General features: G+C 57.8%; 14 protein-coding genes. 9 read left to right on the top strand and 5 right to left on the bottom strand.

Annotated features, from left to right (window positions below; all coding sequences use genetic code 11):
* Nucleotides 1-156: 156 nt before the first annotated feature.
* Entirely contained in the window at nt 157-1,356 is a 1,200-nt protein-coding gene (gene tyrS, locus AOA61_RS00615) for a tyrosine--tRNA ligase (protein WP_017739632.1), read from the bottom strand.
* A 208-nt stretch (nt 1,357-1,564) separates the two neighbouring features.
* Between tyrS and AOA61_RS00620 the strand changes: the two genes are divergently transcribed.
* Together AOA61_RS00620 and AOA61_RS00625 are read left to right on the top strand one after the other, a co-directional pair.
* Complete coding sequence (locus AOA61_RS00620; RefSeq protein WP_095185031.1) at nt 1,565-2,983, top strand: peptidoglycan DD-metalloendopeptidase family protein; 1,419 nt, start codon at nt 1,565-1,567, stop codon at nt 2,981-2,983.
* Between the two features lie 3 nt (nt 2,984-2,986).
* Nucleotides 2,987-4,078, top strand: coding sequence for an anhydro-N-acetylmuramic acid kinase (locus AOA61_RS00625; protein ID WP_099600891.1), 1,092 nt, complete (start codon nt 2,987-2,989; stop codon nt 4,076-4,078).
* Nucleotides 4,079-4,147: 69 nt separating this feature from the next.
* Here the strand turns inward: AOA61_RS00625 and erpA are convergent, their stop codons facing one another.
* Together erpA and argC are read right to left on the bottom strand one after the other, a co-directional pair.
* Nucleotides 4,148-4,498, bottom strand: coding sequence for an iron-sulfur cluster insertion protein ErpA (gene erpA / locus AOA61_RS00630; RefSeq protein ID WP_003176443.1), 351 nt, complete (start codon nt 4,496-4,498; stop codon nt 4,148-4,150).
* Nucleotides 4,499-4,663: 165 nt separating this feature from the next.
* Nucleotides 4,664-5,698 carry an N-acetyl-gamma-glutamyl-phosphate reductase gene (argC, locus tag AOA61_RS00635; protein WP_099600892.1) on the bottom strand — a complete coding sequence of 345 codons (1,035 nt, stop codon included), beginning with the start codon at nt 5,696-5,698 and terminating at the stop codon, nt 4,664-4,666.
* A gap of 134 nt (nt 5,699-5,832) precedes the next feature.
* On the opposite strand from argC, the gene hemJ reads away from it, so the two are divergent.
* The 6 genes from hemJ to coq7 all read left to right on the top strand — a co-directional run bounded on the left by hemJ (nt 5,833) and on the right by coq7 (nt 10,303).
* Complete coding sequence (hemJ, locus tag AOA61_RS00640; RefSeq protein ID WP_032883825.1) at nt 5,833-6,261, top strand: protoporphyrinogen oxidase HemJ; 429 nt, start codon at nt 5,833-5,835, stop codon at nt 6,259-6,261.
* Nucleotides 6,262-6,285: 24 nt separating this feature from the next.
* Nucleotides 6,286-7,248, top strand: coding sequence for a nitronate monooxygenase family protein (locus AOA61_RS00645; protein ID WP_099600893.1), 963 nt, complete (start codon nt 6,286-6,288; stop codon nt 7,246-7,248).
* A gap of 68 nt (nt 7,249-7,316) precedes the next feature.
* On the top strand, nt 7,317-8,282 hold the full coding sequence (locus tag AOA61_RS00650; protein WP_032883827.1) for a DUF805 domain-containing protein: 966 nt from the start codon (nt 7,317-7,319) through the stop codon (nt 8,280-8,282).
* A gap of 60 nt (nt 8,283-8,342) precedes the next feature.
* Nucleotides 8,343-9,131 carry an SDR family oxidoreductase gene (locus AOA61_RS00655; protein ID WP_032883828.1) on the top strand — a complete coding sequence of 263 codons (789 nt, stop codon included), beginning with the start codon at nt 8,343-8,345 and terminating at the stop codon, nt 9,129-9,131.
* A 47-nt stretch (nt 9,132-9,178) separates the two neighbouring features.
* Entirely contained in the window at nt 9,179-9,517 is a 339-nt protein-coding gene (locus AOA61_RS00660) for a histidine triad nucleotide-binding protein (protein WP_032883829.1), read from the top strand.
* A 138-nt stretch (nt 9,518-9,655) separates the two neighbouring features.
* Entirely contained in the window at nt 9,656-10,303 is a 648-nt protein-coding gene (gene coq7 / locus AOA61_RS00665) for a 2-polyprenyl-3-methyl-6-methoxy-1,4-benzoquinone monooxygenase (RefSeq protein WP_032883831.1), read from the top strand.
* 62 nt (nt 10,304-10,365) lie between these two features.
* Here coq7 and AOA61_RS00670 read toward each other — a convergent pair whose 3' ends face one another.
* The gene (locus AOA61_RS00670) at nt 10,366-10,788 is read right to left on the bottom strand and encodes an OsmC family protein (RefSeq protein ID WP_003176451.1); all 423 of its coding nucleotides are present in this window, start codon (nt 10,786-10,788) and stop codon (nt 10,366-10,368) included.
* Between the two features lie 245 nt (nt 10,789-11,033).
* On the opposite strand from AOA61_RS00670, the gene crp reads away from it, so the two are divergent.
* A complete protein-coding gene (gene crp / locus AOA61_RS00675) occupies nt 11,034-11,678 on the top strand; it encodes a cAMP-activated global transcriptional regulator CRP (RefSeq protein ID WP_095185034.1) in 645 nt (214 codons plus the stop codon).
* Here crp and AOA61_RS00680 read toward each other — a convergent pair.
* A complete protein-coding gene (locus AOA61_RS00680) occupies nt 11,675-12,370 on the bottom strand; it encodes a lipoate--protein ligase family protein (RefSeq protein ID WP_032883833.1) in 696 nt (231 codons plus the stop codon). The two genes, crp and AOA61_RS00680, sit on opposite strands and share 4 nt — an antisense overlap.
* Nucleotides 12,371-12,481 lie beyond the last annotated feature (111 nt).

Here is a 12,481-nt window from a genome sequence, read left to right on the forward strand (position 1 = left end):
CTTTTTCAACTTCCTTTCGGCTTCGATGAACTGAAGCAACTTACCGCCGAAAACTGCGCAACTCATTGTTTATCAAGGAGTTTTCCGTTTCGACTGCGCCGGAAGTGGGGCGAATTATAGACAGATATAATTCGCCGTCAACACTTAATTTCAGCCTTATTCAGATTTCAGCGTAATGCGTGCAAAGGCCTTCTTCCCCGCCTGACAAACGTGGGTCGCTCCGAGCTCATATATAAAGGTGCGATCTACCACCTCGCCATCTATACGCACACCACCCGAACCCAGAAGGTCACGAGCCACAGCGGAGTTTTTCACCAAGCCCGCCTTATTAAGAACGGCCGCAATCGGCATCGCCTCAGCAGCAGTCAGCTCAACCTCAGGCAGATCATCCGGCAACTCGCCATCTTTCATGCGGTTGCCCGCCGCGCGGTGAGCACTGGCCGCTGCCTCTTCACCATGGAACCGAGCAACAATCTCCTCTGCCAGCTTGATTTTCACATCACGCGGGTTGGCACCCGCCTCGACATCAGCACGCAACGCATTGATCTCGTCCATCGAGCGGAAGCTCAACAGCTCAAAGTAACGCCACATCAGCGCATCAGGAATGGAAACCAGCTTGCCGTACATCACGCCTGGCGCCTCTTGGATACCTACATAGTTACCCAGAGACTTGGACATCTTCTTGACGCCATCCAACCCTTCCAGCAATGGCATGGTCAGAATGCACTGAGCCTCTTGCCCATACGCACGCTGGAGCTCACGCCCCATCAGCAGATTGAACTTCTGGTCGGTACCACCCAGCTCCACATCGGCACGCAGCGCCACCGAGTCATAACCCTGGACTAGCGGATACAGGAACTCATGAATAGCGATCGGCTGATTGGTGGAGTAGCGCTTATCGAAGTCGTCGCGCTCAAGCATTCGCGCAACGGTGTACTGAGATGTCAGACGAATAAAGTCGGCCGGCCCCATCTGATCCATCCAGGTGGAGTTGAACGCCACCTCGGTCTTAGCCGGATCAAGAATCTTGAATACTTGGGTCTTGTAGGTCTCGGCGTTGTCGAGAACCTGCTCGCGGGTCAGCGGCGGGCGCGTAGCGCTTTTGCCACTCGGGTCGCCGATCATCCCAGTGAAGTCACCTATAAGGAAGATGACCTGATGCCCCAGCTCCTGGAACTGACGTAGCTTATTAATAAGCACGGTGTGACCCAGGTGCAGGTCCGGCGCTGTCGGATCGAAACCAGCCTTAATACGCAGGGGTTGGCCACGCTTGAGCTTTTCGATCAGCTCGGCCTCAACCAACAGTTCTTCCGCACCACGTTTTATCAGCGCTAGCTGCTCTTCAACCGACTTCATAACAGACCCGCAAGGCTCAGATTCAAAAGGGAACCAACCATACAAGATCAGGGACTAATTACAAGTTTTGCCCTGCGCACGGACACCGTTCAGCAAGCCCAGCATTCGCGAGCTTGCGCCACAGATGATTTGGTTATATTTTATACAGTTATTTCATCTTCATCATGTCATTCATCTTTTCCATTTCATCTTCAAAGTCAAATTACCTATGACCACTGAACCGTCTAAAGCGCCGCCGCTTTACCCGAAGACCCACCTGCTCGCCGCAAGTGGTATCGCCGCCCTTCTTAGCCTGGCACTCCTGGTATTCCCTTCCAGTGACGTAGAAGCCAAACGAACATCCCTGAGCCTCGACTTGGAGAGTCCAGTTGAACAACTGACACAAGATCAAGACGCTTCCGACGCTCAACAAGCCACAAATGCCCCATCTGAATCGCCGTTTGCCCAGATAGAAAACACGCCCGAAGATACCCAGCAAGCGGCAAAGGAACTGCAAAAGCCAGTCGCAGACGCAGCTAAGAATCCTCAGCACCGCGAAGTGATCGTCGCAAAAGGCGATACGCTTTCTACCCTTTTCGAGAAGGTTGGTCTTCCTGCCGCCACCGTTAACGACGTGCTGGCCAGCGACAAACAAGCCAAGCAGTTCACCCAACTGAAACACGGCCAGAAGCTTGAGTTCGAATTGACGCCTGACGGCCAGTTGAACAACCTGCACAGCAACGTCAGCGACCTCGAAAGCATCTCCCTGACTAAGGGCGCTAAAGGTTTCGCTTTCAATCGCATCACCACCAAACCAGTGATGCGCTCCGCCTACGTTCACGGCGTGATCAACAGCTCGCTGTCGCAATCCGCTGCGCGCGCGGGGTTGTCGCATAGCATGACCATGGACATGGCCAGCGTATTTGGCTACGACATCGACTTCGCCCAAGACATCCGCCAAGGTGACGAATTCGACGTGATCTACGAGCAGAAAGTCGCCAACGGCAAAGTGGTCGGCACTGGCAATATTCTCTCTGCACGCTTCACCAACCGCGGCAAGACCTACACCGCTGTGCGCTACACCAACAAGCAAGGCAATAGCAGCTACTACACGGCTGATGGCAATAGCATGCGCAAAGCCTTCATCCGCACCCCAGTGGACTTCGCTCGCATCAGCTCGCGTTTCTCCATGGGGCGCAAGCATCCAATCCTGAACAAAATCCGCGCACACAAGGGCGTCGACTACGCAGCTCCTCGTGGTACGCCTATCAAGGCAGCGGGAGACGGCAAGGTCCTGCTGGCCGGCCGTCGCGGCGGTTACGGCAACACGGTGATCATTCAGCACGGCAACACCTACCGAACCTTGTATGGCCACATGCAAGGCTTCGCAAAGGGCGTGAAGACGGGCGGTAATGTGAAGCAAGGTCAGGTGATCGGCTATATCGGCACTACCGGCCTCTCCACCGGACCGCATTTGCACTACGAGTTCCAGGTCAATGGCGTACACGTTGATCCACTGGGCCAGAAACTGCCGATGGCCGACCCAATCGCCAAAGCAGAGCGCGCGCGCTTCATGCAACAAAGCCAGCCCCTGATGGCACGTATGGACCAGGAGCGTTCCACACTTCTGGCTTCGGCGAAGCGTTAAGTCATGCCGTTCTATATAGGTGTGATGTCCGGAACCAGCCTCGACGGCCTGGATATCGCCCTGATCGAACAAGGTGCAGCGGTCAATCTGATCGCCACCCACTACACTCCGATGCCGGACACCCTGCGCGCAGAGCTGCTAAGCCTGTGCGCTAGCGGCCCGGATGAGATTGCCCGTTCAGCGATCGCCCAGCAGCATTGGGTTACCCTCGCCGCTCAAGGCATTCACACACTGCTCGACCAGCAAAACCTCAAGCCTCAAGACATCCGCGCGATCGGCAGCCATGGTCAGACTATCCGCCACGAACCCGCCCGAGGTTTTACGGTGCAGATCGGAAACCCGGCCTTGCTCACTGAGCTGACGGGCATCACCGTGGTCAGCGACTTTCGCAGCCGCGATGTAGCCGCCGGCGGCCAGGGTGCACCGCTCGTCCCTGCGTTTCATGAAGCATTGTTTGGCGAAAGCACCGGCAACCGTGCGGTGTTGAATATAGGCGGTTTCAGCAACCTCAGCCTGATTGAGACCGGCAAACCTGTAGCCGGCTTCGACTGCGGCCCGGGCAATGTCCTGTTGGATGCCTGGATTCATCTACAACGCGGCGAACACTTTGATCGCGACGGCCAGTGGGCAGCCAGCGGCAAAGTAGAACCTCAGTTGCTCAACGCTCTGCTCGGCGACCCGTTTTTCCTGACAAAAGGCCCAAAAAGCACCGGCCGAGAAGTGTTCAACCTGGGATGGTTGCAACAGCACCTTAGCCGCCTGCCAGCCTTCGAACCCCAGAACGTGCAGGCCAGCTTGCTGGAACTGACCGCCCTGACCATCGTTGAGTCCCTGCAAACCGCACAATCGCAGACAGAAACGCTCTTGATCTGTGGCGGCGGCGCCCATAACACCGCAATGATGAAGCGACTGGCCGCCCTGCTGCCATCCACCCAGGTCAGCAGCACAGCCACTCACGGCGTAGACCCCGACTGGGTCGAAGCCATGGCCTTCGCCTGGCTGGCCCATTGCTGCCTGGAAGGCATTGCCGCCAACCGCCCCAGCGTCACTGGCGCGCGCGGACTGCGGTTACTGGGCGCAATCTACCCCGCCTGACTAATCCGCAGACAGCAAAACGCCGCGTGGCCCATGAAAGCCAAGCGGCGTTTTTGTATCCACTCTCGATCAGATCGAGAACGAAGACCCGCAACCACATGTAGTGGTGGCATTAGGGTTCTTGATCACGAAACGCGAACCCTCCAGACCTTCCTGATAATCCACCTCGGCGCCCGCCAAGTACTGGAAACTCATCGGGTCTACAACTAGGCTCACGCCCTCGCGCTCAACGATAGTGTCATCGTCAGCCACATCTTCATCGAAGGTAAAGCCGTACTGAAACCCTGAACAACCGCCGCCCGTAACGAATACGCGCAGCTTCAAGCGATCATTACCCTCTTCATCGACCAGGCTCTTCACCTTGTGCGCAGCACCGTGGGTGAATTGCAAAGCCGTGGGGGTGAAGGATTCAACGCTCATGCTGATAATCTCCCGGCGTAGAGCCGCCATATGCGTAATGGCGGGCATTATCCGCTTCTCCTAGAAAATCGGTCAACTATTGTTACGGTATATCAATCTGCATCGCCGCCATTAGAAATACAAAAGGCCCGATCAACGGGCCTTTTGCGCAATCAACAAACCGCCTTAAGGCAGCATGCCGGCATGGGACAAGCCCAACTTCTCATCCAAGCCGAATAGGATGTTCATGTTCTGCACAGCCTGGCCCGACGCGCCCTTGACCAGGTTATCTATCACCGACAGCACGACCACCAGGTCGCCGTCCTGCGGACGGTGCACAGCAATCCGGCACACGTTGGCGCCACGCACGCTACGGGTTTCCGGGTGGCTGCCCGCCGGCATTACGTCGACGAACGGCTCATTCGCGTAGCGCTTTTCAAACAACGCCTGCAGGTCTACCGAACGATCGACCACGATTGCGTATAGCGTGGAGTGGATACCACGGATCATTGGCGTCAGGTGTGGCACAAAGGTCAAGCCCACATCCTTACCGGCAGCACGGCGCAGGCCCTGGCGGATTTCCGGCAGGTGGCGATGCCCTTTTACCGCATAGGCCTTCATGCTTTCCGAAGTCTCGGAGTACAGCGACCCTACCGCAGCACCACGGCCTGCACCGCTGACGCCAGACTTGCAGTCTGCAATCAAGCGCGACGCATCCGCCAACCCAGCTTCAAGCAACGGCAGAAAGCCCAACTGCGTAGCGGTTGGGTAGCAACCCGGCACCGCGATCAGGCGAGCCTGCTTGATTTGCTCACGATTGACTTCAGGCAGGCCGTACACCGCCTCTTCCAACAACTCCGGCGCGCCGTGTGGCTGACCGTACCACTTGGCCCATTCATCGGCGTCCTGCAGACGGAAGTCCGCCGACAGGTCAATGACCTTGGTGCCAGCTGCCAGCAACTCACCGGCCAGCGCATGGGCAACACCATGTGGCGTGGCGAAGAAGACCACGTCGCAGGCGCCAAGGGTCTTGATGTCCGGAACACTGAACGCCAAGCCGTCGTAGTGGCCTCGCAGGTTCGGATACATATCGGCCACGGCCAGGCCTGCCTCGGATCGAGAGGTGATGACCACCACCTCAGCTTGCGGATGCTGAGCCAACAGACGCAGCAATTCGACACCGGTGTAACCCGTGCCGCCGACGATACCGACCTTGACCATAAACCTGCCCTCAACGAACCACTGGAAAGCCGTCGATAATAGGGGCCGTATCGCCCTGCGACAACCGTCAACGTGACGTATGGGCGCATGAGCCACTACTATCTTCGCTACCGTGAACCTGGGAATAACTAAAAATGCTTTATCTATGGGTCAAAGCCTTCCACATCATCAGCATCGTCTGCTGGTTTGCCGGGCTGTTCTACCTGCCGCGCCTGTTCGTCTACCACGCCCAAAGCGAGGACACCGTCAGCAAGGAGCGCTTCAGCATCATGGAGCGCAAGTTGTACCGCGGCATCATGGGCCCGGCGATGATTGCCTCCCTGGCATTCGGCATCTGGCTGATTGCCCTCAACCCCGGCATCTTTCAGTCCGGCGGCTGGATCCATGCCAAGCTGACCCTCGTTGTACTGTTGATCGGCTATCACCACATGTGCGGCGCACAGGTAAAACGTTTCGCCCGTGGCGAAAACACCCGCAGCCATGTCTTTTATCGCTGGTTCAATGAAGTCCCGGTTCTGATATTGCTGGCTATCGTAATTTTGGTCGTAGTCAAACCGTTCTAACTTCAATTACTCGGGGTACCTCCAATGTCGCTGCCCGCTCTGCTTGAACAACGTCTGCGCCTGCCCGTGGTGGCTGCGCCGATGTTCCTGATTTCCAATCCACAACTGGTCCTGGCCTGCTGCCGCAATGGCGTGGTCGGGAGCTTCCCTGCGCTCAACCAGCGCGAGAGCAGTGGCTTCAAAGCCTGGCTGGAGGAAATCGAAGCGGGCCTTGCGCAGTTGGACAATCCAGCGCCGTACGCCGTCAACCTTATCGTGCACAACAGTAACCCGCGCCTGGAGGCGGATCTGGCGATCTGCGTTGAGCACAAGGTGCCGATCGTGATCACCAGTTTGGGCGCGGTGAAAGAGTTGGTAGATGCCGTGCACAGCTACGGCGGGCTGGTGTTCCACGATGTCACCACCCGGCGCCATGCCGAAAAAGCCGCTGAAGCCGGTGTAGATGGCCTGATTGCTGTGGCTGCCGGTGCCGGTGGCCATGCCGGCACCTGGAGCCCGTTCTCGCTGATTGCCGAGATTCGACAGTTCTTCGACAAAACCCTGCTGCTGGCCGGGTGCCTCAATCATGGACACGAAATCCTCGCCGCCCAGTTACTGGGCGCAGACCTGGCATATTTCGGCACGCGCTTCATCGGTACCGCCGAAAGCCACGCCCCAGATGCCTATAAAGAGATGCTGCTCACATCGCGCGCCGCCGACATCGTGCACACTCCCGCAGTCTCCGGCGTTCCCGCTAGCTTTATGCGCCAAAGCCTGGAAAATGCCGGGTTCGACCTCGCTGCCCTGCAAGGCAAAGGCGAAGTCAACTTCGGTTCCAAGCTCAAACCGCTGAGCGACGAAGCCAAAGCATGGAAGACCGTATGGTCCGCCGGCCAAGGCGTCGGTGAGATTAATGATTTGCCCAGCGTCGATGAACTCGTTGCCCGCCTCGATGCCGAATACCGCAAGGCGCGCGAGCAGGCCGCACAATTGCGCTGGCCACGCTGACCCAACCGACAGGCCTGCCAATTGAGCAGGCCCGCACCCCCACCTGAATAAGTGACAAGGAAGCCCGCATGAGCGACAACCGCTTCAAGATTGTTTTTGATGGAGCCTTGCTCCCGGGTGTCGAAAGCACCACGGCCAAGCTGAACCTGGCTGAGCTGTTCAAAAGCACCGTCGAGGACATCGAGAAACTCTTCACCGGTCGCCCGGTTGCACTAAAACGCGACCTGTCACGCCCCGACGCCGAAACCTACCTCACCGCTCTGAAGAACGCTGGCGTCGACGCGCGCATCGAGGCCGAACAGCCCGTAGCCTTCAGCCTTGCCGAAACACACGAGACGAGTTCTGGTGCAACAGACTTCTCTCGCCCAGCCGCTTCACCGTACGCGCCTCCGCGTGCTGCCGTGGGTGACAGCCACCCTGAATACGCCGATCTCAAGATCTTCACGATCAATGGCCGTATTGGCCGTCTGCGGTATCTGGCATGGACGCTGGTACTGACCGTCGCAATGCTCGTCGCAGCAGGCATACTTAGTACTGTAGGCTTCGCCATCGCGACCGCGTCACCGACGATAGCCATCATTGTTGGCTCGCTGCTCGGTTTAGCGCTGTTCGTTGCGGTTGTAGTCGTGAGTGTGCAAATCGGGGTCCAGCGCTTGCACGACCTGGGCTGGTCTGGCTGGCTGTACCTGCTGAACCTCGTGCCGCTGGTAAACAGCATTTTCCCGCTGTTGCTGCTGGTAGTGCCAGGTAACTCGGGTGCCAACCAATACGGCGCACCGCCACCGCGTAACTCCACTGCGGTAAAGGTTCTGGCCTCTCTGTGGCTGGCATTCATTCCTCTGATGCTCATCCTCGTCGTGTCGCTGGGCATGAACGGCTACCTGGACCAACTCGAATCCAACGTCGACAGCAGCTACGAAAGCAGCTCCATCACATCCGATGAAGACGCCGATCAAAGCGTCATCGTTGATGAAGAAGACGCCCAAAGTGCTGACGAAGCGGCCGAACCTGTAGACTCTGCAGAAGAACAGTAAAGAAACGCCCCCATCCGTGATGCCTCCATCATTGATGGGGGCGTTGCGATGGAGAAAGGCATGACCCGTTACGCTCTGATCACCGGTGCCTCCAGCGGCATTGGCCTTGCCTTGGCAGAAGCCCTGGCACGTCGTGGCCGCAGCTTGATTCTGGTGGCCCGCCAGCGTGATCAGTTGGAAAGCATTGCAATCGAATTGACTCAGCGCTTCGGCGTCGAGGTGCTGTTTCGTGCCTGCGACCTGGGCGAGCCGCTGCGCTTGTCCGGATTCCTGTTGGAGCTTGAAGAAGGCGAGCGGCAGATTGATTTGCTGGTCAACTGCGCCGGCATCGGCACAAGCGGACCATTCCTGGCCCAGGACTGGATGACCGAGCAAGACCTTATTGAAGTCAACATCCTCGCCCTCACCCGCATGTGTCACGCCCTGGGCAATACCATGGCGCTGCAGGGCGGCGGACAAATTCTTAACGTTGCGTCGATTGCCGCGTTTCAACCCGGTCCGTGGATGAGCAGTTACTACGCCAGCAAGGCCTATGTGTTGCATTTCTCCGAGGGTTTGCGCGAAGAACTGAAGACCTGCGGCATCAAGGTATCGGTCCTTTGCCCTGGCCCGACACGCACTGCGTTCTTCGGTACCGCGCAAATGGACACCGCCAAGCTTGATCGCAGCGAACAACTGATGAGCCCGGAAGAGGTCGCGCTCTACACCGTACGCGCATTGGAAAAGAACAAAGCCATCATCATCCCCGGCCGCCGTAATCGCTGGCTGGCCTTCAGCCCACGTCTAAGCCCGCGCTGGCTGACGCGCAAAATAGCCGGTGCCATCAACAAGGCCTATTGCCCACGCTGACCGCGTGGGTACACTCACCCCTGCACGCTCATAATGGAGAAACAGCTGTGGATACTCTGTTCACCAAGATCATCAACAGAGAAATACCCGCGAAGATCATCTACGAAGATGATCAAGTCCTCGCTTTTCACGATATTGCCCCGCAGGCACCAGTGCATTTTCTGGTGATCCCGAAGAAGCCTATCCGCACCCTCAATGACCTCACGGAAGATGACAAATCCCTGGCCGGGCACATTCTGTTTACCGCCCAGCGCCTCGCCGTGGAACAAGGCTGCGAGAAAGGGTTTCGCGTAGTAATGAACTGCAATGAGGATGGCGGACAGACTGTCTATCACATCCATATGCACGTGCTGGGTCAGCGCCAGATGAACTGGCCACCGGGCTGAGGATTATTGGGGAGTTTGCGACTGCGACGCAGCCGGACGGCAGCAAGCTCCCTCGCCACAAAGGCAAATTGACTCAGGGCAAACGCTTGCCCATCTCTTGCGGTAAACTGGCCGCCGAGATTCTTCCCGGAGGTCAGCATGACTACCCAACGTCACTACTCGCCGATTGATCGCCTATTGCTGCAAGCCGACACGGCCATGCGCACACTCCTGCCCTTCAGTGGCCAACCGTACCGTCCGTCGCCCGCCATCGTGCAACCTGACGCGCAGATGAGCGAGACCGACACTCGTCATGTCGCCGGCCTGATGCGCATCAACCATACCGGCGAAGTCTGTGCCCAGGCGCTTTACCAAGGCCAGGCACTGACTGCCAAGCTGCCGCAGGTACGCGCGGCCATGGAGCACGCGGCCGAGGAAGAAATCGACCACCTGGCCTGGTGCGAGCAACGCATCCGTCAACTGGGTAGCCATCCCAGCGTGCTGAATCCACTGTTTTACGGTTTGTCGTTCGGCATCGGCGCTGCTGCTGGCTTGATCAGTGACAAGGTCAGCCTCGGTTTTGTCGCCGCGACTGAACATCAAGTGTGCAAGCACTTGGATGAACACCTGGAACAATTGCCGGCCGAAGACGAAAAATCCCGGGCCATTCTTGAGCAGATGCGTATCGATGAAGAACACCACGCTGAAAGCGCACTGGATGCAGGCGGTTTCCGCTTCCCGGCGCCAGTGCGTTTCGGCATGAGCCTACTTGCCAAGGTCATGACCAAAAGCACCTACCGCGTCTGAGCAAACCTGCAGCCGAAAAAAAGGGCGCTTTCAAAGCGCCCTTTTCTTTTGCCAATCGGCGATTAACCCAACTCGATAATCTCGTAGTCATGGGTAATGGCCACGCCGGCCGCACCGAGCATGATCGACGCCGAGCAGTACTTCTCTGCCGACAGCTCGATGGCGCGCTTGACCTGAGCCTCCTTCAGCCCTCGGCCCTTCACCACGAAGTGCATATGGATCTTGGTGAACACCTTGGGATCTTCAGTGGCGCGCTCGGCTTCCAGGAAGGCTTCACAGCTTTCCACAGCCTGTCGGGATTTTTTCAGGATGCTGACCACGTCGAAATTGCTGCAACCGCCCACGCCCAGCAGGAGCATTTCCATCGGACGTACGCCCAGGTTGCGGCCACCGGCTTCAGGCGGGCCATCCATGACCACTACATGGCCACTGCCCGACTCACCGAGGAACATGGCTTCGCCCGCCCATTGGATGCGTGCCTTCATCGCCCAGACTCCACTGCTAAAAAAGGGTCGCCAGCTTAGCACAGGGCCTGAGCGCGACAGCGTTTCCCATCTATGTGATCAATAACGGGGCTTGCTCGGTAAATTGGCTAATCGAGTCAGAATGTGTCTGTTAAGCTGACGCCAAATGAGTGGCGCATTGCCACCCTTTATAAAGCGTGTATCAATGCCGATACCGCCGAGTACAACAATTCCAACCACCTCGCGCTGCCTTTCGGGATACAACCATGGTTGCTCTGACGCCCATACCCAAGATTAAGAATCTCGACAAGCTGCTGATGCATTGCCAGCGCCGACGTTACCCGGCCAAGCACAACATCATCTGCGCCGGCGAGCGCTCCGAAACGTTGTTCTTCATTATCAAGGGCTCAGTCACCATTCTGATCGAGGATGAAGACGGCCGCGAGATGATCATCGCCTACCTGAACACGGGGGATTTCTTCGGGGAACTGGGGCTGTTTGAGCAAGCCGGCAAGGAACAGGAGCGTAGCGCCTGGGTGCGGGCCAAGGTCGAGTGCGAAGTGGCCGAGATCAGTTACACCAAATTTCGCGAGCTGGCTCAACACGATCCCGACATTCTCTACGCACTCAGCGGTCAGATCGCCCAGCGCCTGCGTGACACCACGCGCAAGGTCGGAGACTTGGCATTCTTCGACGTTACCGGTCGCGTGGCCCGTTGCCTGCTGGAGCTGTGCAAACAGCCCGATGCAATGACTCATCCCGACGGCATGCAAATCAAGATCACCCGTCAAGAAATCGGGCGAATTGTCGGCTGTTCACGAGAGATGGTCGGCCGCGTGCTCAAGGACCTGGAAGAGCGCAACCTGGTGCACGTCAGAGGCAAGACAATGGTGGTGTTCGGTACTCGCTAACCCGGCAGGAAGCTGGCCAGCATCTGACGGTACAAGGTATCCAATCGGCTGATGGCATCCGGCGCGGGGAAAGCTTCGTGCAAGGCGATATGGCTGTCGGCACGAACCCGTTGCTCCAGACCGCAGGCTTCGTTGAAGCGATTGACCGCCGCGATCAGTTCTTCGCGATCGTTATCCAGCAACAACGCACCGTGCACCAACCCTACCGGGCGGCCACCGCTTTGCCGCCAGCGCTGGGCTGTACCGACCATTTTGCGCCCGTTCAGGTTGACGTTGTAACGACCGTCGCAGAATGCACCTTCGATTTCCCCGACGGAGGCATCGCCGCCCAACTCGATGAGTAAATCGCAGATCGGCTGGCATAGGCGCTGGTAACCGGTTTCGATGCGGCCTTGATCGCCTTCACTGCGCGGCGGAGCGTAGACCAGGGCGATATTGACCGTAGCGCTGGACTGCGGCACCGGTTCGCCACCGGTCTCACGCAGCAACACCGGCCAACCGTAATCAGCCGAGACTTGGCTGGCGGCTTCGAATGCCGGCAACCGACTCAGACGACGCGGCATCACCAAGGCTTGATCACTGGGTTGCCAGAACAGCAGGCCGAACTCCTGGTCACCAGCACAAACGGCAGCCAACAAGGCTTGCTCGGCGGCAAGGCCTGCTTCGACGGTCATCTTTACTGGCTGAGTCATCTAACACCTACCTATCGGCATAACCACAGGACCCAATGTGGGAGGGGGCTTGCTCCCGATAGCGGAGTGTCAGTTGACTTGTTCATCAACTGACAGAATGCCATCGGTGAA

It is taken from the genome of Pseudomonas sp. 2995-1 (genome assembly GCF_002742505.1).
Taxonomy (GTDB): domain Bacteria; phylum Pseudomonadota; class Gammaproteobacteria; order Pseudomonadales; family Pseudomonadaceae; genus Aquipseudomonas; species Aquipseudomonas sivasensis.

What these genes read in the sequence shown, in the direction of transcription:
- AOA61_RS00645 (WP_099600893.1), top strand. Translation starts at nt 6,286, where the DNA reads ATGTCGCTGCCCGCTCTGCTTGAACAACGTCTGCGCCTGCCCGTGGTG.
- crp (WP_095185034.1), top strand. Translation starts at nt 11,034, where the DNA reads ATGGTTGCTCTGACGCCCATACCCAAGATTAAGAATCTCGACAAGCTG.
- tyrS (WP_017739632.1), bottom strand. Translation starts at nt 1,356, where the DNA reads ATGAAGTCGGTTGAAGAGCAGCTAGCGCTGATAAAACGTGGTGCGGAA.
- hemJ (WP_032883825.1), top strand. Translation starts at nt 5,833, where the DNA reads ATGCTTTATCTATGGGTCAAAGCCTTCCACATCATCAGCATCGTCTGC.
- AOA61_RS00625 (WP_099600891.1), top strand. Translation starts at nt 2,987, where the DNA reads ATGCCGTTCTATATAGGTGTGATGTCCGGAACCAGCCTCGACGGCCTG.
- coq7 (WP_032883831.1), top strand. Translation starts at nt 9,656, where the DNA reads ATGACTACCCAACGTCACTACTCGCCGATTGATCGCCTATTGCTGCAA.
- AOA61_RS00620 (WP_095185031.1), top strand. Translation starts at nt 1,565, where the DNA reads ATGACCACTGAACCGTCTAAAGCGCCGCCGCTTTACCCGAAGACCCAC.
- argC (WP_099600892.1), bottom strand. Translation starts at nt 5,698, where the DNA reads ATGGTCAAGGTCGGTATCGTCGGCGGCACGGGTTACACCGGTGTCGAA.
- AOA61_RS00650 (WP_032883827.1), top strand. Translation starts at nt 7,317, where the DNA reads ATGAGCGACAACCGCTTCAAGATTGTTTTTGATGGAGCCTTGCTCCCG.
- AOA61_RS00655 (WP_032883828.1), top strand. Translation starts at nt 8,343, where the DNA reads ATGACCCGTTACGCTCTGATCACCGGTGCCTCCAGCGGCATTGGCCTT.
- AOA61_RS00680 (WP_032883833.1), bottom strand. Translation starts at nt 12,370, where the DNA reads ATGACTCAGCCAGTAAAGATGACCGTCGAAGCAGGCCTTGCCGCCGAG.
- AOA61_RS00670 (WP_003176451.1), bottom strand. Translation starts at nt 10,788, where the DNA reads ATGAAGGCACGCATCCAATGGGCGGGCGAAGCCATGTTCCTCGGTGAG.
- erpA (WP_003176443.1), bottom strand. Translation starts at nt 4,498, where the DNA reads ATGAGCGTTGAATCCTTCACCCCCACGGCTTTGCAATTCACCCACGGT.